This is a genomic window from Natronococcus sp., from assembly GCF_047921035.1.
Lineage (GTDB): Archaea > Halobacteriota > Halobacteria > Halobacteriales > Natrialbaceae > Natronococcus.
In genome coordinates, this window is record NZ_JBLRWX010000015.1 from 1 (window position 1) to 18,897 (window position 18,897).

General features: G+C 65.7%; 14 protein-coding genes and 2 pseudogenes. 3 read left to right on the forward strand and 13 right to left on the reverse strand.

The window, feature by feature from the left end:
* The 8 genes and pseudogenes from ACNA7R_RS05050 to ACNA7R_RS05085 all read right to left on the reverse strand — a co-directional run.
* Window positions 1–2,227, reverse strand: a pseudogene (locus tag ACNA7R_RS05050) (hypothetical protein); the annotation flags it as partial.
* 274 nt (window positions 2,228–2,501) lie between these two features.
* Window positions 2,502–3,046 (reverse strand): annotated as a pseudogene (locus ACNA7R_RS05055) (ZIP family metal transporter).
* A gap of 26 nt (window positions 3,047–3,072) precedes the next feature.
* Window positions 3,073–3,903, reverse strand: coding sequence for a universal stress protein (locus ACNA7R_RS05060; protein WP_416282467.1), 831 nt, complete (start codon window positions 3,901–3,903; stop codon window positions 3,073–3,075).
* A 135-nt stretch (window positions 3,904–4,038) separates the two neighbouring features.
* Window positions 4,039–4,272: a hypothetical protein gene (locus tag ACNA7R_RS05065; RefSeq protein WP_416282468.1), complete on the reverse strand. Its 234-nt coding sequence runs from the start codon at window positions 4,270–4,272 to the stop codon at window positions 4,039–4,041.
* A 100-nt stretch (window positions 4,273–4,372) separates the two neighbouring features.
* Window positions 4,373–4,684 carry a ferredoxin family protein gene (locus ACNA7R_RS05070; RefSeq protein WP_416282469.1) on the reverse strand — a complete coding sequence of 104 codons (312 nt, stop codon included), beginning with the start codon at window positions 4,682–4,684 and terminating at the stop codon, window positions 4,373–4,375.
* A gap of 1 nt (window position 4,685) precedes the next feature.
* Window positions 4,686–6,041, reverse strand: coding sequence for an FAD-dependent oxidoreductase (locus ACNA7R_RS05075; RefSeq protein ID WP_416282470.1), 1,356 nt, complete (start codon window positions 6,039–6,041; stop codon window positions 4,686–4,688).
* On the reverse strand, window positions 6,038–7,069 hold the full coding sequence (locus ACNA7R_RS05080; protein WP_416282471.1) for an electron transfer flavoprotein subunit alpha/FixB family protein: 1,032 nt from the start codon (window positions 7,067–7,069) through the stop codon (window positions 6,038–6,040). Before ACNA7R_RS05080 ends, ACNA7R_RS05075 begins: the two co-directional genes overlap by 4 nt.
* On the reverse strand, window positions 7,066–7,842 hold the full coding sequence (locus ACNA7R_RS05085; RefSeq protein ID WP_416282472.1) for an electron transfer flavoprotein subunit beta/FixA family protein: 777 nt from the start codon (window positions 7,840–7,842) through the stop codon (window positions 7,066–7,068). The genes ACNA7R_RS05080 and ACNA7R_RS05085 overlap by 4 nt, the downstream gene beginning before the upstream one ends.
* Window positions 7,843–8,085: 243 nt before the next feature.
* Between ACNA7R_RS05085 and ACNA7R_RS05090 the strand changes: the two genes are divergently transcribed.
* Window positions 8,086–8,709 carry a helix-turn-helix domain-containing protein gene (locus tag ACNA7R_RS05090; protein ID WP_416282473.1) on the forward strand — a complete coding sequence of 208 codons (624 nt, stop codon included), beginning with the start codon at window positions 8,086–8,088 and terminating at the stop codon, window positions 8,707–8,709.
* A 51-nt stretch (window positions 8,710–8,760) separates the two neighbouring features.
* On the opposite strand, the gene ACNA7R_RS05095 is transcribed toward ACNA7R_RS05090, so the two are convergent.
* The 3 genes from ACNA7R_RS05095 to ACNA7R_RS05105 all read right to left on the reverse strand — a co-directional run bounded on the left by ACNA7R_RS05095 (window position 8,761) and on the right by ACNA7R_RS05105 (window position 11,993).
* The gene (locus tag ACNA7R_RS05095) at window positions 8,761–9,135 is read right to left on the reverse strand and encodes a helix-turn-helix domain-containing protein (RefSeq protein ID WP_416282475.1); all 375 of its coding nucleotides are present in this window, start codon (window positions 9,133–9,135) and stop codon (window positions 8,761–8,763) included.
* Window positions 9,136–9,372: 237 nt separating this feature from the next.
* On the reverse strand, window positions 9,373–10,239 hold the full coding sequence (locus ACNA7R_RS05100; RefSeq protein ID WP_416282476.1) for a 2-oxoacid:ferredoxin oxidoreductase subunit beta: 867 nt from the start codon (window positions 10,237–10,239) through the stop codon (window positions 9,373–9,375).
* Complete coding sequence (locus ACNA7R_RS05105) at window positions 10,239–11,993, reverse strand: 2-oxoacid:acceptor oxidoreductase subunit alpha (protein ID WP_416282477.1); 1,755 nt, start codon at window positions 11,991–11,993, stop codon at window positions 10,239–10,241. Before ACNA7R_RS05105 ends, ACNA7R_RS05100 begins: the two co-directional genes overlap by 1 nt.
* A 148-nt stretch (window positions 11,994–12,141) precedes the next feature.
* Between ACNA7R_RS05105 and ACNA7R_RS05110 the strand changes: the two genes are divergently transcribed.
* Entirely contained in the window at window positions 12,142–12,810 is a 669-nt protein-coding gene (locus ACNA7R_RS05110; RefSeq protein WP_416282478.1) for an FAD-dependent oxidoreductase, read from the forward strand.
* A 151-nt stretch (window positions 12,811–12,961) separates the two neighbouring features.
* Here the strand turns inward: ACNA7R_RS05110 and ACNA7R_RS05115 are convergent, their stop codons facing one another.
* Together ACNA7R_RS05115 and ACNA7R_RS05120 are read right to left on the reverse strand one after the other, a co-directional pair.
* Entirely contained in the window at window positions 12,962–13,144 is a 183-nt protein-coding gene (locus ACNA7R_RS05115) for a hypothetical protein (RefSeq protein ID WP_416282479.1), read from the reverse strand.
* 1,280 nt (window positions 13,145–14,424) lie between these two features.
* Window positions 14,425–17,166, reverse strand: coding sequence for an ATP-dependent DNA ligase (locus tag ACNA7R_RS05120; RefSeq protein ID WP_416282480.1), 2,742 nt, complete (start codon window positions 17,164–17,166; stop codon window positions 14,425–14,427).
* Window positions 17,167–17,262: 96 nt separating this feature from the next.
* Between ACNA7R_RS05120 and ACNA7R_RS05125 the strand changes: the two genes are divergently transcribed.
* Window positions 17,263–18,825: a hypothetical protein gene (locus tag ACNA7R_RS05125; protein WP_416282482.1), complete on the forward strand. Its 1,563-nt coding sequence runs from the start codon at window positions 17,263–17,265 to the stop codon at window positions 18,823–18,825.
* Window positions 18,826–18,897 lie beyond the last annotated feature (72 nt).

An 18,897-nucleotide genomic window follows, 5' to 3' on the forward strand; every position in this document is an offset into this window, starting at 1 on the left:
GGTCGTCCTCGAGGGGGTAGTCGTCGGCGGCTCGGCCGCGAACGTAGCGCTCGCCGTCGGCGTCGAGCAAGATGCGGTAGGCCTCCTCGGCCTCGAGATCGACGTCGAAAGTGAAGGTGTCGCCCGCCTCGAGGTCGGCGATCGACCGCTCCTCGAGGGCCGAGCCGAAGTCGTCGGTCAGGACCGCCGTCGTGACGCCCTCGGTTTCGCTCGAGAGCCGACACGCCACGCTGTCGAGGTCCTCGAGGGGCTGGAACCGGATCCCCGAGGGTCGGTCCAGCGATCCCCAGGACTGTGCCTCCTCGTCGCCGTTGAGTTCGAGCGCGCTCTCTTCGGTTTTCGTCTCGTAGCCGCCCGAGCCGGAGCCGGCGTTCTCGACGGTGAGTCGATCGATACAGTAGCGGTAGCCGTCGGTCTCGAGGTAGCCGCCGTAGATCCCGTGAGTGACCGAAAGCAGGTCGTCCTCGAGGGGGTAGTCGATCGCGGCCCGGCCGCGGACGTAGCTCTCGCCGCCGGCGTCGCAGACGACCCAGTAGGTCTCGCCGGCCTCGAGTTCCGTTTCGAAGGCGAAGGTGTCGCCCGCCTCGAGGTCGGCGATCGAGCGTTCCGCGAGGGCGTCACCGTCGTCGTCGGTGAGGTACGCGGTCGTGACGCCCTCGGTCTCGGCCGAGAGCCGACCCGTTACCCTCGAGAGGTCGTCGGCCGCGTGGAACCGAACGCCGGACGGCTGGTCCAGCGAGCCCCAGGACTGGCTCTCCTCGTCGTCGCCGAGATCGATCGTGCTCTCCTCGGGTTCGGACTCCTCGGGTTCGGACTCCTCGGGCTCGCTCGGTTCGGAGTCGACGATCGAAACCGTGATCCGATCGACACAGTAGCGGTAGCTCCCGGACTCGTAGTCGCCGCTGTAGATGCCGTGGGTCGCCTCGAGGACGTCGCTCTCGAGGGGGTAGTCGGCGGCGGTCCGCCCGCGAACGTAGCTCTCGCCGCCGGCGTCGAGGAGGAGCCGGTAGGCCTCGCCGGCCTCGAGGTCGACGTCGAAGGCGAACGCGTCGCCGGCCCCGAGGTCGTCGATCGACCGTTCCGCGAGGGCGTCGCCGTCGTCGTCGGTAAGAACCGCCGTCGTGACGCCGTCGGTCTCCGCGGAGATTCGGCACGTGACGTCGCGGACGTTTTCCGCGGTCCGGAACCGGAGGCCGGAGGGGTCGTCGAGCGAGCGCCAGGACTGGCCTTCCTCGTCGCGACCGAGGTCCAGCGTGTCCGTATCCGACTCCTCGTCGGCCGAGTCCGTCTCGCTCTCGTAGCCGGTGTCCGGAACCGTTCCGGCGTCGGCGGGTCCGATCCGGTCGATACAGTAGCGGTAGCTGTCCGAGAGCTGGCCGCCCCCGTAGATCCCCTCGGTGACCGAAAGCGACTCCGACTCGAACGGGTAGTCCACGGCGGCCCGTCCGCGAACGTAGCTCCGCCCCCGGGCGTCGAAGACGACCCGGTAGGTCTCGTCGGCCTCGAGTTCCGTGTCGAAGGCGAACGTGTCGCCGGCCTCGAGGATCGCGATCGTCTGTCGCTCGATGACGTCGCCCGAGTCGGTGGTCAGATACCCCGTGACGAGCCCCTCCGAGCGCTCGGAGAGCCGGCACACGAGCCCGTTTACGGTCTCGGTCGTCCGTATTCGGACGCCGGAACGGCCGTTCAGCGAGCGCCAGGACTGACCCTCGTCATCGCTCTCGAGGTCGATCGCGTCCTCGCGTTCCCCGGACCGGATCGGGCCGATCCGGTCGATGCAGTAGCGGTAGCTGGTCGTCTCGGCCCCGGCTTCGGTGTAGAGGCCGTGCGTGACCGCCAGCAGGTCGTTCTCCAGGGGGTAGTCGACCTCGGCCCGTCCCCGGACGTAGTTTCGACCCCGGGCGTCACACTGGATCCGGTAGGTTCGGCCCGCCTCGAGGTCGGTCTCGAAGGCGAACGTCTCACCCGGATCGAGCGCCGCGATCGTCCGTCGCTCGAGGACCGTCCCCGACCCGGTCGCCAGGTAGGCCGTGAGGAGTCCCTCGCTCCGTTCGGAGACCCGACACTCGAGACCGTCGAGGCGCTCGGCGGGAACGAACGTGAATCCGGATCGGTTGGTCTGGTTGTGCTGTGCTTCGTCGTCGCTGTCGAGATCGAGCGTCTCCGAGTCGCCGTCGATCCCTACCCCGTCGGCGTCGGTGGTTCGATTGTGAACTTGTGGTGTCATCGTTTCGCGTTTTCGCTTCCGTTGATCGTGCGTGGTAATTTCGTGCTGCTGTCCTTCCTTGATCTTAGTCGGGTTCAATTGATTTCAGATTTTGTTGGTCGTTTTAGATATAATATAACTGAAGCAATATAAACATTCAGGATATAAATACAATCTGTGTGGAAGAACTGTCTCTAGATCGATCAGATAGTCGCCCGGGTGGGATAAGTCTTCTAGACGGCTCGCCGCCGGGGAGCGGAGTCGGGCGTATCGATCGGACTCCGACACGCGGCGGTCAGACGAACGCGAGCGGGAGCATGACGAGCACGCCGACGGCGATGCCGCCCGCCAGTTCGGGCTTCCCGCCGCGGGGTAACTCCTCCCCGAGCGCCAGCGCCTCCGGAACGAACTCCGTGAGGACGAGATAGATCATCGCTCCGGCGGCGAAGCCGAACCCGAACGGGAGAAACTCCCGGGCGACCCGGACGAGCCCGAACGCGAGGACGGCGCCGATCGGCTGTGGAAGACTCGAGAAGGCTGCTCACCAGACGAGCTTCCAGTTCGCCACGCCCATCGACTTCAGCGGGATCGAGATCGCGACGGTCATGAACACCGCCAGCAGCGGGACGGTAACGCCGAGCAGGGGAACCCCGCCCTCGAGACCGAGATCGGCGAAGGAGACGCCGAGACCATGATCCCGGAGGAAAAGCCCCAGAGAACGACGCTCCGCTGGTCGCTGATCTCGTCGAAGAAGAAGAACGGAATCGCGCCGAGACCGGTCGCTAACGCGGTGACCAGTCCCGCGACGAACACCAGCACGAGGTTCTCGAGGAGGACCATTCGGGCGGCGTCTCGCTTCGGTGCGATTATCGCTCGAGCGTTCGGACCGACAGCACCGGAACCGGTGCGGTGCCGATCACCCGCTGGGAGACGCTTCCGGCGACGACGCGATCGAGCCCCGAGCGACTCTCCGTTCCCACGACGACGAGGTCGACGTCGCGCTCGTCGGCGTAGGCGACGATCTCTCGATGAGGGATCCCCCGCTCGAGGGCGCGCTCGGTCTCGAGACCGCGCTCGCCCGCACGTTCGGCGATCTTGCTCGTCGAGCGCTCGCCGAGCTCCTCGAAGGCCTCGAGGACGACGCTCGTGTGCGAGTGGACGTCGTTGACGACGTACAGCGAGTGGACGCGCGAGCCGTAGGCCGTCGCGAGCTCGAGCCCCTGGTCGACGGCCGTATCTACCCCCGGCCGGCCGTCGGTCGCGATGAGTACGTCGTCGATCTCCTCGAACGGGGCCGCGGCGGTCGCGTTGACGGTAAGCACCGGACACCCCGCCTCGCGGACGACCGCGATCGCGACGCTACCCATGAGCCAGCGTTTCAGGCCGGTTCGGCCGTGAGTACCCATGACGATCAGCCCGACGTCGCGCTCGTCGGCGTACTCGAGCAGTTCCCTGCCGGGCCGACCGGAGCGAACACTCGTCTCGACGTCGAGGCCACGGTCGCGGCAGTCGCGCTCGACGCGCTCGACGAACTCCTGGTGGCGCTCGTGGACCGACTCGTCGTCGGCGTCCGCCCGGTCGACGACCGAGACGGCGTGGACGGTCGCCTGGAGACGTTCGGCGATCTCGAGTCCCTGGGCGGCGGCGGTCGCCGCGATGTCGCTGCCGTCGGTCGCGACGAGAATATCCCCGTTCATCGGAGCGGAGTACGGCGGCTACCCCTATGAACGTGGGGTAGCGTCCCACGGACTGATACGCTCGGCTCGAGCGGCCGGCCGGTACCGATGTGCCGACGCGCGAAGCCGACCGCTTCCGGGATCGGCTCGACGCCGTCAGCTCTCGGCGGCGACGACGCGGGTCCGTCCGGTTCGCGGGTCGATGTGAACCCGCCACATCCCCTCGTCGCTCGTCGCCGGAACGATCCACGTCGCCCGCGTTCGGTGTGGCATCGACGTTGCGACCGACTCCTGGCCGGCCGCGGTGAGCGTGTCGTACGCGAGCACCGCCGCCTCCTCTTTGGTCGTGATCTCGGCCGTCCCCGTTCGGCCGCTGGATGAGTTGGACATGGTCCCTCTGTCTACGGGTATGTCACCGACACACAAGAAGAGACGGCGTGGTTCCCGATCGTCGGGAACGACACGAACGGGTGCAGGCTCGGGACCCCGCTCATCCGCGCTTGAACGTCACGCCCCCGCCCCGCTCGGGATACTCCCAGACGACGTTGTCGTACTCGCAGGCGAACCGACAGCTCGAGCACTCGAGACAGTTCTCGTAGGCGATCCGCGGGACGCCGTCCTCGCCCTCGCGCCAGACCTCGGCCGGGCAGACGCGAACGCAGTCGTTCGTCTCGCAGTCGGCACAGATCTCCGGCACTTTCACGTCGAGGTGCGAGTCGCCGGGATCGTCGTACTTGACCGTGTAGAGTCGGTCCTCGAGCGAGTCGTTGTCGATCGTCGGGGTCGTCGGTTGCGTGCTCATCTCAGGTCACCACCTTGCGGTACCGCAGGGCCAGTCTGGCGGCGCCGGTCCACCCGCCGAGGGCATCGAGCATCGCCGCTTTCGCGCCGTCAGCGTGGGCCTCTTTCGGTCGTCGATCCATCCGGAAGTACGCCGTCCCGGCGTCGGCGAACGCCCGCGGGAGGTCCTCGAACAGCAGGTCGCGATCCGCCTCGACCGCGTCCATCAGCCACGCGTACCGCTCCAGGTTGCGCACGACGAACGACTCCTCGAGCGCCTCGGGGTAGGCTCGCAGCGCGTCGGCGTCGGTCCGCCGCCGGTCGGCCGCGCTGGCGATCGCGACACCGGCGTGGTAGCCGCTCTCGACGGCCATGTTCGTCCCCTCGAGGTGGACGCCGTTGTTGAGCACCAGTCCGGCCGCGTCGCCGGCGATAACCGCGCCGTCGTGGACGAGGTCGGGGACGCTCTCGGCGCCACCCTCCGGGATGGTCTTGGCGCCGTACTCGACGGTCCGGGCGTCCCGAACCAGCGGCGCGACCGCCGGGTGGGACTTGAACGCGTTCAGCGTCTCCTCGGGCGACTGGTCGGCGACGACGGCGTCCTCGATCCGGTAGGCGACGCCGACGCTCACCGTGTCGTCGTTGGTGTAGATGAAGCCGCCGCCGAAGGCGTCGCCGACGGCACCCTCGCCGAAGTAGTGGTACGAGACGCCCGCGTCGTCGGTCAGCCGGAACCGATCCTCGATGACGCCCTCCCGGTCGGGGAACTCGAGTACCTCCTTGACCGCGACGGCGACGTCCTCCCGGCTCTCGGTCGGCTTCAGGTCCGCCCCCTCGCTGACCAGCGAGTTGCCGCCCTCCGCGAGGACGACGTAGGGCGCCCGGATCGTCCCGTCCGGGCGGTCGGTCTCGACGCCGACGATGCGACCGCCCTCGCGGACGAGGCCGGTGACCGTCGTCTCGGTCACCAGCGTCGCTCCCCGGTCGACGGCCTGCCCGGCGAACCACTCGTCGAACTCCCCGCGCAACACCGTATAGGAGTCGTTGTGCGGTTCGCGGTGCCACTCGCCCGGCCGCAGGGAGACGGCGGTCTCGTCGTCCTCGCTCAGCATGCTGAAGCGCTTCTCGGCGACGTAGCGCTCGAGCGGCGCCTCCTCGAACGCGGTCAGTTCGCGGATCGTCGGCGTGTACAGCACGCCGCCGAAGAGATTCTTCGCTCCCGGCGAGGCGCCCCGCTCGAGGAGCAGGACCTCGAGGCCCCGATCGGCCATCGTCAGGGCCGCGGCGCTGCCGGCCGGTCCCGCGCCAACGACGATCGCGTCGAACCGGTCGTCGTAGTTCGGTTCCGCTCGCGTCTCCGCCTCGAGTTCCGGTGTCATCCTGGGACCTCCTGTCTCCGTTCGTCCGCGAGCCGTTCGGTCAGCGCGGGACAGACCTCGAAGAGGTCGCCCACGATGCCGTAGTCGGCGTGTTCGAAGATCGGCGCGTTCGGGTCGTCGTTGATCGCCACGACCGTCCCGCTCTTGTTCATCCCCTCGACGTGCTGAATCGCGCCGCTGATGCCGACCGCGACGTACAGGTCGGGTCTGACGGTCTTGCCCGTCTGGCCGACCTGCCGGGCGCCGTCGACCCAGCCCTCGTCGACCGCCGCGCGACTCGCCGCGAGTTCGGCGTCGAGCGCGTCGGCGAGTCGCCGCGCCGGCCCGAGGTCGCCCTCGATGCCGCGTCCGACGGCGACGATCCGCTCGGCCTCGGTGACGTCGGCGGTGTCGCCGACCTCGCGCTCGAGCACCTCGCTGATCGCGTCGGCCTCGTCGACGACGACGTCGACGCTCACGACCTCGCCGTCGGCGACCCGCTCGGGGTCGGGGCCGGCCGCCTCGAAGACGCCCGGCCGGATCGTCGCCATCTGCGGGCGGTGTTCCTCGCAGAGGATCGTCGCGAGCACGTCGCCGCCGAACGCCGGGCGGCGGGCCTGCAGGATCCCCTCGTCGTCGACGTCGATCTCGGTGACGTCGGCGGTGAGCCCGGCGTGGGCGGGCACCGCGACCCGCCCCGCGAAGTCCCGGCCCGTGTGGGTGCCGCCGATGAGCACGATCGAGGGCTTGCGCTCCTCGACCATCGCGCGGAACTGCTCGCCGTAGGGGTCGGCCCGGTAGGGCTCGAAGACCGGATCGTCTGCGACGAGAACCCGGTCGGCGCCGCGAGCGAGCGCCTCGTCGGCCACCGTCTCGAGGCCCTCGCCGATCGTCAGCGCGACGAGATTCTCCCCCGTGTTCTCCGTCAGCTCCCGCGCCTCCGCGAGCAGCTCCCAGGAGACGGGCATCACCTCGCCGTCGTGTACCTCGACGAACACCCAGACGTCCTCGTACTCGCCGACGTCGATACCGGGTTCGTCGGCGCTCATGCTTCCACCTCCGTCATCGCCGCCGCGAGGTCGTCGACGTCGTCGACCACCTCGCTCCTCCGCTCGACCGGGTCGACGGTCTCCATCCGACCGACGGAAGTCGGCGAGACGTCGAGGCCGACCTCCTCCTCGATCCCCAGCGTCTCGGCGTCCCAAACCGTCGGCTCGAAGTCGTTCTCGCCGTAGATCTTGCGGTGCAGTCCCGCCGGACGGGGGTCGAACTCGCCGAACGCGACGGCGACGACGACCGGTAACTCGGCGGCGACGAGTTCGTAGCCGCCCTCGACGTCGCGTCTGGCGGCGAGCCGTCTCTCCCCGGGTCGCGGATCGACCGCCTCGACGTAGGTCAACTGCGCCCAGCCGTTGTGCGCCGCGATCCCGGGCGGCACCTGTCCAGTCGAGGAGTCCGTCGTCTCCTCGCCGCAGACGACGACGTCGGCCTCGAGCGCCTCGGCCGCGCGGGCGAGGGTCAGACTCGTCGGCCAGGTGTCGCTGCCCGCGAACGCCCGGTCGGAGATCAGGACCGCGTCGTCACAGCCCACGGCAACGGCCTCCTCGAGGACGCTCGTCGCGTTCGGCGGCCCCATCGTCATCGCGATCACCTCGCCGCCGACCCGATCGCGGATCGTCAGGGCCGCCTCGAGGGCGTGCCGGTCGGGCCCGTTCATCACCGCGGGCGCGTTCGCCCGGTCGAGCCGGCCCGTGTCGGGATCGATACCGACCTCGTCGGCGTCGGGAACCTGTTTGATCCCGACGGCGATCGTCCATGTCATGGTATCATCACGTGCGGAGGTTGGCGTGCCGTACTCGTGAGCTACCGCGTTCCTTCTAACCGGGTGAGAACGACCTTCACACGTCAATGCGACGGCTGGTCGTCACCGTCGGTTCCGGCCGTCCCGCTCGAAATCGAACGGGTCGCTGTCGACGGCCCAAAGGAGGACGAACGAGTTCGGTCGATACCCACTGATCAAGAACCTTCCGCCTCTTATAAAACGGCGGGGAGAATACCAACGGGTATGACCGCCACCTCCGTCCAGCAGCCGAGCGGGAAAACGGAGACGCCGCCGCTTCGGGCGACGCTCGAGGTCGAACCCGACCCGACGGTCGGCTGTCCGGTCGTCGCCGAGGCGCCGAACGCCGTCGCAGTTACCCGGACGTTCGCCGGCGACGGGAACTGCCACAGCGACGTCGTGACCGTCGACGACGACGGCTGCGACCGTTCCTACGTGCGATCGACGGCGACGGCCGACTGCGTCTGTCGGACCATCAGCCGGCACGACTGCGTGTTCGACGTCACCGGCGTCACCGACGGCTCGCTCGTCGTCTCGCTGGTCGTCGACCGACGGTCGCGTCTCGCCCGCATCGTCTCGGCGCTCGAGGAGACCGGGGCCACGGTTCGGCTCCGCCACCTCGCTCACCGGTCGGCCGACGAGCGGGTCACGCTCGAGATCGACGCGTCGGACGTCACGGCCAGACAGCGCGAAGCCGCGAAGCTGGCGGTCGAACTCGGCTACTACGACCGACCGCGAAACGCGACGCTCGCCGATCTCGCGGACGCGCTCGACGTTTCGAAGTCCGCGGTCTCCCAGCGACTCGGTGCGGTAGAGCTGACGCTGATCCGGTCGTTCGTCGCGGAGTGATCCCGAGGGGGGGATCTCGAGCGGCGCCCGATCGGCGGGGGCAGTGTCGGCCTACCCGGTTTCGGGGGCAGCCACCCGCGTCGCCGCGACGACCGCCTGGACCAGCGTCGACTCGGCGGCCCGGAGCCGCTGAGAGACCGCGGACTTCGAGATCGAGAGTTCGTCGGCGAGTTCGCTCAGGCCGACCGTCCGGGGGCTGGCGTAGTACCCCGCGTCGAGCGCGAGCTCGAGCGCCTCCCACTGCTTCGGCGTCACCTCGCTGAGATCGACCCTGACGGTTCCGCCTCGCGGCTCGTCTACCTCGAGGGTCTCCGGTTGGACCGTCCCCCCGGCGTCGTCGATACACGACAGCACCTCGCGGGTCGAGTCGATGTCCGAGACGACCATGGTGACCCTGAATCGGTCCGACGGCGGCGAGTCACTCATCCCCCTTTACCTCCGCTCGAGCATCGATCGCCGCGCCGGTCCGCCGTGCGAACGACGGCCGTCCGGGGAGGGGACGAGTCGCCCCACCCGTCCGATCGCCGGAACCGTTCGGTACCGGTCGCTGTAGTCCTCATAGATAGATCTCGGGTCTCGAGGTTCCTCACTGTCGCGCTACATATTACAGTCGTTTATTCGCAACGGCGGGAGAAACCGCTCGACTTCGATCCCGGCCGCGGCTCAGTAGAACTCGCGGACGAGATCCATCGCGTCCTCGGGGGCGCCGTCGGGAATCTCGGACATGTCCTCGGTGACGCCGTGTTGTTCGTGGTACGGCACGGAGTTTTCGTTCTGGTACATCACGCCCTGGTACTCCTTCTCGCTGTCGAGGATGACCTCCTTGGCGGCCTCGTAGTCGTTCGGGTCGTGGTCTTCCTCCTCCTGAAGGTCGACCAGCGAGTCGCGGAAGTAGTCGTAGGTGTCGACGTCGTTGAACGTCACGCAGGGGCTGAAGACGTTGACGAAGCCAAAGCCGTCGTGTTCGATCGCCTTCTGGACGATCTCCTGGTGACGCAGGGCGTCGGAGGCAAACGACTGGGCGATGAAGGACGCGCCGGAGGCCAGCGCGAGCGCGAGCGGGTTGACCGGGGGCTGTTTAGGACCCTCGGGGGTCGTCGAGGTCTCGAAGTCCGAGCGCGAGGTCGGCGACGCCTGGCCCTTCGTGAGTCCGTAGATGCGGTTGTCCATGACGACGTAGGTCATGTCGACGTTTCGGCGGACGGCGTGGACGAAGTGGCCGGCGCCGATCGAGTAGCCGTCGCCGTCCCCGCCGGCGACCATCACTTCGATGTCGGGCCGGGACATCTTGACCCCCTGACCGACCGGAAGCGCACGGCCGTGAACCCCGTGGAGGGCGTAGCTGTGCATGTAGGTCCCGATCTTGCCGGAACAGCCGATCCCGGCGACGACGAACGTATTGTCGGGGTCGTTGCCGGTCTCGGCGAGGGCTTTCATCATGCCGTTCATCGTCCCGAAGTCGCCGCATCCGGGACACCAGGTCGGCTGCTTGTCGGATTTGAAGTCTGTGAATCTAACGTCGGAGCTCATTATGCGGGCACCTCCTCGGCGAGTTTGGTCGTAATCTCTTCGGCCAGTTCGTCCGCCTTGAAGCGGACGCCGGTGTACTTGTTGATGCGTTTCACGCGGGTAAGGGCGTCGTGTTCGATCACGTCCGCGAACTGTCCCGTGGCGTTACACTCGACGACGATCGTCTCCTCGGCGGCCTCGATCTCGTCTGCGAGGTCGGGTCGCGGGAAGATGTAGGGGACCGAGATGACGCGGACGTCGACGTCTTCGTCCTCGAGGTACTCGAGGGCTTCGACCAGCGCGCCCTCGTTCGACCCCCAGGAGATGACGAGGTTCTCCGCATCGGGGTCGCCGAACTCGCGGTAGTCCCACTCCTCCTCGTTTTTCGCGGTCTCGACCTTGCGGTTTCGCTTGTCGACCTGCTGAACGCGAACCTCGGTCTCCTCGGTTCGGCGGCCGAGTTCGTCGTGCTCGAGACCCGTGCTCATGTGGGCGCCGTCGGTCGTGCCGGGGATCGATCGCGGGCTGACGCCGTCCTCCGTCGCGGCGTGGGCACGGAAGCGGCCCTGGGCGTCGAGCCACTCCTGGACCTCCTCGTCGTCGACGAGCTTGCCGCGGTCGATCTCGACGTCGTCCATGTCGAACGCTTCCGGCGGGAACGTCTGCTCGGTGACCGACATCGCCAGGTCGGAGACGAGGAACACCGGCGTGTTGTACTTCTCGGCTAAGTTGAACGCCTCGATGGTCTTCCAGAAACACTCGGTGATCGAGGTCGGGGCGACGACGAAGCGCGGGACCTCGCCGTGGCCGCCGTAGAGGGCCATATTGAGGTCGCCCTGCTCCTGTTTGGTCGGCATCCCCGTCGAGGGACCGGAGCGCATCACGTCGGTGATGACCAGCGGCGTCTCGCTGGTCGCGATCAGGCCGAACGTCTCGGTCATCAGGTCGACCCCGGCGCCCGAGGTCGCGGTCATCGACCGCGCCCCGCCCCGGGCCGCGCCGAGCGCCATGTTGATCGCCGAAAGCTCGTCCTCGGCCTGCACGACGTGGCCGCCGTAGTCCTCGAGCCGACCCGTCAGGTACTCCATGATCGAGGTCGCAGGCGTGATCGGGTACCCCGCGTAGAACCGACAGCCGGCGGCGATCGCACCCATGCCGATCGCCTCGTTGCCGTTGAGCAGGACGTAGTCCTCGTCGGTCGTCTCGAGGTCGTAGCCGAGGTCGTCGACCTCGTAGTTCTCCTGGACGTACTCCTGGCCCAGGCGAGCGGCTTCCTTGTTGTTCTCGACGATCTGGGTCCCCTTCCCGCCGAAGCGCTTCTCGAGGGATTCGTCGAGATATTCGACGTCGAACCCGGTGATCTCGCAGGCCGCTCCGAGCGCGACGATGTTGCGCATGATCGCGCCGCCGGCGTCCTCCGCCAGCGACTTCAGCGGGACGTCGATTCCCTTCATCTCCTCGGGAATCTCGGCGTCCCACGAGCGTTCGCCGTCGTAGATGATCGCGCTGCCGTCGTGGAGTTCGTCGAGATTTTCGTCGATCGTCCGCTGGGTAAGCGCGACGAGAATGTCGAGCCTGTCGACGACGCTCTGGACCTCGTCGACGGACGTTCGGATCTTGTAGGCCGTGTAGCCGCCACGGATCCGAGACGCGAAGTCTTTCGAGGTGAATACGTGTCGCCCGGCACGCGAGAGCGCTTGAGCGAAGATTTTGCCGGTGGAGTCGATGCCGTCGCCAGCCTCGCCTCCGATCGCCCAGTTGAGGTCCGCTGCCATGTTATGCGGCACCTTGCTCCCAGTAAATGAAAAGGCTTCTGAAAGCCCTCATAGAGGCTTACTCGAGCGTGAGTATATCCGCGAGTCGCCGCCGCTCGGTTCGGCCGGAACGGAACCGCTTTTCACGCTCCTCCCGAACTGATCGGATATGGAAGGGACGCCAGTCGCCGTCGACGCCGTACGCGAGGTCGGCCCCGATACCGTCGCGCTCGAACTCGAAACTCCCGACGGGTTCGACGCGCTTCCGGGACAGTTCGTGCTGCTCCGGGCCGTCCCGGGAGCCGACGACCAGCGGGCCGACCACGACGAGGACGACGTCGTCGCGCGCCACTACACGCTCTCGTCGGCCTCGGTCGAGGACACGTTCGAACTCACCGTCGGCGTCGATCCCGACGGCGACCTCTCGCCGTGGCTCGCCGACCTCGAGCCGGGCGCGACCGTCCACGTCGAGGGCCCGTTCGGCGAGATCACCTACGAACGCGACCGCGATATCGTCGCGATCGCCGGCGGCCCCGGCGTCGGCCCCGCGGTCTCGATCGCCGAGGGGGCCCACGACGCGGGCCACGAGGCCGTCGTGATCTATCAGGACGACGAACCGGCCCACGTCGACCGCCTCGAGACCCTCGAGGACGCCGGCGCGACGGTCGTCTTCGTCGACGAGGGCGACGAGGAGACCTTGCGAGAGGCGATCGAGGACCACCTCGAGGACGGCCAGCTCTACGCCTTCGGCTTCCACGACTTCGTCGCGTTCGTCGCCGACACGATCGACGACGCGGGCGGCGATTCCGACGAGGCGCTGATCGAGAACTTCGGCTGAGTCCTCCCGAAGCCGGTGCCGTCGTTTTTGTTCGCTCGATCGGCTTCGTCAGCGCCGTCGACGAGAACCCCTCAGACGGCCGGACGTCGTTTCCAGCGCACCCGCGACCCGGGGTGACGGTTGCGCCGGAACACCGGTACAGCGATCCGTCTCAGACGCGATCGGTCTGCGCGAGGGAGATGCCTCTTGCGATCACGTACAGCAACACGTTGGCGCCGCCGAGAACGAGCACGAAGTACCCGACGTATCGAGAGCCGAGACCGACTATGCTGTCCGAATCGACGAACGCGTAGTAGGCCAGCGGAACGACGGCGATCACTGACCAGACTACCAATAGTTCGAATATTTCGATGCTTTCGCTCAACAGTTCGCGTGTGTTCGTCTCTGGTTGTATCATACTATCATCTATCGTTACCGCAGTTCCGTGGACATTTTTACCCGTAATTAGACTAATGTAGTTTTATACTAAAAAAGTCTGTATTTATAAGTGTGGCCCTTCTTGCGAGACATCATCGAATGGATAGTATTCCCTGGCCTCTTAGGGAAATCAGCAGGAACCTGAATTGGTTGTTTGTGCCCCGACCTCTGTCGACCAACTGAGGCCGATTCCGCTCTCGAGGTCCGGAATGATTACCGAACTCCGAAGTTCGGAGTAACCGATAGTGTCGGTAACGTCTCGCTCACTACACCCGGAGAACCTGACCGAGTATTCTCCGGCAGTGCCTGGTGAATACTCCCCAGGGCCGACTTGACCGTTATCTACGTACACTGGATAGGAGAGGGAGAATCCGACCGATCTGGCGCTTCCTTCGAGGGTAACGGTGACATAGTCGCCGTCGATAGTCCGTGTTATACTCGGATCCCGGTCGGTTAGTTCGACGTTACTGTTACTGATGTCTAAGTGATTATCCAGGTGGGTTGTCTTCGGATCACCATGCCAACACCTACGCCGCCCAGAGAGGCTGATCCCGCAATTGCTCGAAGTACGGTACGTCGCCGAGATGTCCGCTTGTCGGTAGACATCACCAAATTTGCTACCTCTTTACTACTCATACTGTAGGATGGAAATTTTAAATACCATAGAAAACACAATGAATTGGTCTAATAGACGATATCTCTTCGAGTCGGCTTCTACTTACGAACACGTGGTCAAGGGGGTCATGCTCGGTTGTTTGATCGAGACAACAAGACCCTGCGCGAGGCGGTCGAGGCCTACCTCGAGGCGGCATAAGTCTACGCCTTCGGCTTCCATGACTTCGTCACGTTCGTCGCCAAGGCAATCGGCGAGGCCAGCGGTGATTCCAACAAGCCGCTGATCGAGAACTTCGGGTATCTCGCCCGTCGTCGCGGCAGACGCACCGTCTCTTTCACTGGACGAGTGCGTGAGCGAAACTATCTGTGGGTGAAAGAATCCGTCGGTGAGAGTGTGAATCCCCTCGTGTCCGGCGAACGCAGGGCGCCCAGTCAACCAGTTTTCACCGATGCCCGTCAACTCGAGGTCGCGACGCAGAACGAACCCGGATCGAGACCTGCGGCGAGGCGTACCGAAATTCATCGACTACCGGGCACCAACGGGTGACCGCTCGGTTCAGAGAACGTCGTACCGACTTTTTCTCACTCGTCTCGAAGCCGCTCGAGCCGCCCCACGCTATCTGCGTCCCCGGGATCCTTGTCCGAGCGCACGCCGACGAACCGCGGAAACCGCAGGGCATAGCCCGAGGAGTACGTCGGCGAGGACTGGATCTCCTCGTAGCCGACCTCGAAGACGACCGCGGGCTCGAGTTCGACCGCTTGGCCGTCCTCGCTCGCGATATGGGGCTCGAGCAGTTCCGTCAGCTCGGCGAGCTTCTCGTCCGTAATTCCGGTCGCGACCTTGCCGACCGTCTCGAGCGCGTCCTCGTCTCGCACCGAGAGCTCGAACGTCCCCAGAAACGTCGCCCGCCGGCCCTCGCCCCACTCCGCGCCCGTGACGACGCAGTCCAGCGTCTCGACGTCGGGTTTCCGCTTGCGCCAGTGCTTCCCGCGACGCCCCGGCGAGTACGTCGACTCGAGGTTCTTGAGCATGATCCCCTCGTGACCCGCCTCGAGGGCCTCGGCGTCGATCCGTTCGATCTCCTCGGGATCGTCGGTGCGCCACAGCAGGGACAGCCCCTCGACCTCGTCGGGCTCCTGGCCGGGTTCCTCGCGCAGAACCCGCTCGAGTCGCTCGTGGCGGCTCGTCAGCGGCTCCTCGAGCAGGTCCTCGCCGTCGGCGTGCAGACAGTCGAAGAAGACGGGCCGAACGGCGACGTCCTCGCGAGCTTTCGCGACGTCGTGTTTGCGACGGAAGCGCTTGAGCACCTCCTGGAACGGCAGCGGGGAGCCGTCGTCGTCGATCGCGACGACCTCGCCATCGAGGATGACGGGTTCGGCGAGGTAGTCGTCGGCGAACTCGACGACCTCGGGAAGCGCGTCGGTGACGTCCTCCATGTTTCTCGAGAAGACACCGATCGAATCGCCATCGAAATGAAGTTGACAATTGTGTACCGCAGTAAGCGGAACGCAGTAACTTTCGTCGTCTGCAACCTGTAGATTGTATACCGTTTGGCGTGGATCTACCTCTCGTGGATTCTTTCGAGACAGCTCCGTTTTAGAGAGGGTATCGACGACAACGAATCCGTTCTCTATCCGTGCATACCGGTCAGACTGGGATATTGTTAGACGATAGTACGTTTTGTCGTTTTTTCTAACTCGGCGAATTCCGAAAACTCGCTCGAACGTCAACGCTATGAGCTGTATTATGGATACAAGATATCGCTCCTTCGTTGTGATATATCGTCTCCCCTGCGGGTCTTCGTATCCGTCTGCTTCTTCCCAACCCGTGAGGAACGCATCTATCTGTTCCTCCGACAGGTTCCAGAACCAGTCCGGGACTGTTTTTCCCCTCCATCCATCCTGATCCCCTTTTCTGAAATTGTTGCATAACCATTTGAATAATGGACCGTCCGTCCAGTACATATTGGTCGCACCACCGTGGTTATAGGTGTGTACGTTCTCCGGTGAGATTCCGAGCGTATTGACGACAATCGATCGATATTCTTCCAATAAATCCGAATCATCGTTATGAAACATCAATCCAATTCGGTTGTTGCCATTGTAGTCGTTCGTAGAACCATCACCGATCCAATATCCGAGGAACCGATAGAACGACGTCGATAGTTCGAATTCTTTTGTATAGTTGTCGATGGTGTTGAGTTGGAGTTGCTCAGGAGGTGTCGAGGAAGACTGGACATTGGGAACCGGAAAGGCAAGCGTTTCAGACGCAGTAACGTCTTCGACCGGAATCCATTGAGTGTCTCCCGAATCGTAAACCAACATCTCGTGACCCTCTGTTATTTTAAACTCCGTCCCGAAATACGTCGAAAGTTCGAATATCCGTTCGGTGCTATCGATTGCCCGTTTATTTTTAGCTACAACCTCCCGGAACCGTCCTTTGTGTGTGAGGACCCTATCTCCAACTTCGAGATCACGAACGGCGAGTTGCCCCCGGTCGCGTGTGTAAATCGGTGTATATCCCGAAATACAACGAGCCCCGTCGTACTTCCACTCGACGCCGGCCTCGTCCCACTCCTCGAGGGCTCCCGTGACGGTGCCGGCCTGGGCGAGCATCGCCTGGACCGGGCGGCCGACCTCGAGGTCCATCGCGTCGAGGCCCTCACGGCCGTCCTCGAGGGCGACCCGGGCGACCTCGCCGTAGTCGTTCGACACCTGCAGCGCGCGCTCGACGCGCTCGGTGGGGACGTCGAACGCCTCGCCGATCGCGTTCCGGACCGTCCCCTCGCCGACGCCGATGCGCATCTCCGAGAGCACGAGCCGGGCGAGGTAGCGAGCTTCGTCGCTCGAGCATCGATTGAACAGTCCGAACAGCAGGTCGACCTTGCGGTCCTGGCTGCCCGACCCCTCGGCTGCCGCGAGGTCGCGCAAGGTGTCGTCGACCTCGCGGACGGTGAGGTCGCCGGTGCTGTTGCCGTTTCCGAAGGCGCCCAGCCCCCGCTGGCCGCCGAACTCGTAGCTCGCGGCCACGTCGCCGATCTCGCCGACCTCGGCGAGGCGGTCCTCGACATCGTCGGGGGAGACGTTCGTCCCCGCCGCGCGGGCGATCGCCTCGTAGCAGGCGCTGGGTCCGATATCGAGCGTTCTCGAGGTCCAGGCCGGGAAAGCCCGTCCCTGAACGTAGCGAGCGACGATTTCGACGGTCCGCGAGCCGTTCCCGTCGGCCGCGTCCTCGAGCAGGGTCGCGACGCGGGCGACGATCTCGAGGTCCGCGGGCTCGGCTTCGATCGCGGCGGCTCGGTCGGCGAACGTGGCGAACTCCATCGGGGACGTGTAGCCGTCGACGGGTGTAAAACGGTTCGGAGACGGGCCGATCCTCGAGAGCGTGCTTTCAAGACGGTCGGGCGCGGACAGGGGCGTATGTCATCAGAAGAGGCGGAACTCGCATCGCGGGTCGCGGACGTGCTGTCCGTCGACGCCGACGAGTTTCGCGACCGGGCCCAGGCCGACGCCGAGGTGATCAAGGAGGCCGTCGAGGAGGGCGTCTTCGACAACCCGCAGGCGATCGTCGGCTTCGAGTACGAGTTCTACGCCGTCAAGTCCGACGACTGCACGCTTCGCCGGGTGCCCCGACGGCTGCTCGAGCTGATCGGCTTCGAGAAGGAACTGGGACTGCACAACGCCGAGATGACGACCAGTCCCCAACCCCTGAGCGCGTACGGCCTGGTCGCCCAGGAGGCCGAGATCAAGGCGCGACTGCAGACCGCGCTGCGGGTGACTCGCTCGGAGGGGATGCGCCTGGTCAGCGACTCGCTGTGGACGATCCCGCCGGAGGGCGAGGACGCGAGGACGTACCTCACCGACAGTATCGAGCAGACGATCACGGGCCCCGACGGATCCGAGCGGACGATCCGCGTCGCGACGAACATGAGCGATTCGGGTCGCTACCACGCGATGGCGAACACCAGCGGGGCGGACACCGCGGGAATGCGCATCGAGGCGCCCCACGTCTCCCTGCAGGCGGACACGGTCATGCCCGAGAGCCTGATCACGTCGATCCAGCCCCACTACCAGGTCGCCCACGCGCCCGATCTTCCGATCTACTTCAACTACGCGCTGCGGATCGCGGGCCCGCTGCTCGCGCTGGGGGTCAACTCGCCCTTTTTCCCGCCGGATCTGTACGACGACGACGGGACCCCCGAGCAAATTCTCGCGGACGCCTGGATGGAACACCGGATCAGCGTCTTCGAGACGGTGCTCAACGATCCCTCTACCGGCGAGGGGAAAGTCCGGTTCCCGAAGGACTTAGCGAGCGTCGACGAGGCGATCGACCGCATCGCTGCCGACGACACCATCGTCCCGATGCCCGTCGAGGCCGGCGAGCGCTTCGACGACAGTTTCTCGCACTTCCGGCGCAAGCACGGCACCTACTGGCGGTGGGTTCGCCCCGTCTTCGGCGGACCGACCCGCTCGGCCGCCAACGCCCGCATCGAGTTCCGCCCCGTCGCCGCCCAGCCTACGGTCAGAGATTCGATCGCCTTCCTCGCGGCGTTCGCCGGCCTGCTCGAGAGTCTGACCCGCCTCGAGCATCCGATCGTCGAACTCGACTGGGCGGTCGCCCGCGAGAACTTCTACGCCGCGATGCGCGAGGGGTTCGACGCCGAACTGACCTGGATCACCAACGATGGGCGGGAAACCACCGACCGACTCGAGCTCTACGAGGACCTGCTGGCCCACGCGGAGGACGGCCTCACGAACCGCGGGCTCACCGAGGAGGAGGCCGCGAAGTACCTCTACCCGCTCCGTCGGCGGGTCCGCCAGAAGATGACCCCCGCTCGCTGGAAGCACGACCGGGTCCGGGAGGCGGTCGACGACGGCGCCGACCTCGAGGCGGCGATCGAATCGATGCAGCAGCGCTACGTCGAGAACCAGTCCGAGACGCTGCTCGAGGGGAGTTTCGCCGACTGGTTCGTCGACCGGTAGCGTCGTCGAGGGGACCGCTGCGGACGGATTTCGCATAAATACACCACATCCTGACTCTCATCTGCAACGCTT

What these genes read in the sequence shown, in the direction of transcription:
- ACNA7R_RS05065 (WP_416282468.1), bottom strand. Translation starts at nt 4,272, where the DNA reads ATGTCCAACTCATCCAGCGGCCGAACGGGGACGGCCGAGATCACGACC.
- ACNA7R_RS05075 (WP_416282470.1), bottom strand. Translation starts at nt 6,041, where the DNA reads ATGACACCGGAACTCGAGGCGGAGACGCGAGCGGAACCGAACTACGAC.
- ACNA7R_RS05060 (WP_416282467.1), bottom strand. Translation starts at nt 3,903, where the DNA reads ATGAACGGGGATATTCTCGTCGCGACCGACGGCAGCGACATCGCGGCG.
- ACNA7R_RS05080 (WP_416282471.1), bottom strand. Translation starts at nt 7,069, where the DNA reads ATGAGCGCCGACGAACCCGGTATCGACGTCGGCGAGTACGAGGACGTC.
- ACNA7R_RS05110 (WP_416282478.1), top strand. Translation starts at nt 12,142, where the DNA reads ATGGAAGGGACGCCAGTCGCCGTCGACGCCGTACGCGAGGTCGGCCCC.
- ACNA7R_RS05095 (WP_416282475.1), bottom strand. Translation starts at nt 9,135, where the DNA reads ATGAGTGACTCGCCGCCGTCGGACCGATTCAGGGTCACCATGGTCGTC.
- ACNA7R_RS05100 (WP_416282476.1), bottom strand. Translation starts at nt 10,239, where the DNA reads ATGAGCTCCGACGTTAGATTCACAGACTTCAAATCCGACAAGCAGCCG.
- ACNA7R_RS05125 (WP_416282482.1), top strand. Translation starts at nt 17,263, where the DNA reads ATGTCATCAGAAGAGGCGGAACTCGCATCGCGGGTCGCGGACGTGCTG.
- ACNA7R_RS05090 (WP_416282473.1), top strand. Translation starts at nt 8,086, where the DNA reads ATGACCGCCACCTCCGTCCAGCAGCCGAGCGGGAAAACGGAGACGCCG.
- ACNA7R_RS05105 (WP_416282477.1), bottom strand. Translation starts at nt 11,993, where the DNA reads ATGGCAGCGGACCTCAACTGGGCGATCGGAGGCGAGGCTGGCGACGGC.
- ACNA7R_RS05070 (WP_416282469.1), bottom strand. Translation starts at nt 4,684, where the DNA reads ATGAGCACGCAACCGACGACCCCGACGATCGACAACGACTCGCTCGAG.
- ACNA7R_RS05120 (WP_416282480.1), bottom strand. Translation starts at nt 17,166, where the DNA reads ATGGAGTTCGCCACGTTCGCCGACCGAGCCGCCGCGATCGAAGCCGAG.
- ACNA7R_RS05085 (WP_416282472.1), bottom strand. Translation starts at nt 7,842, where the DNA reads ATGACATGGACGATCGCCGTCGGGATCAAACAGGTTCCCGACGCCGAC.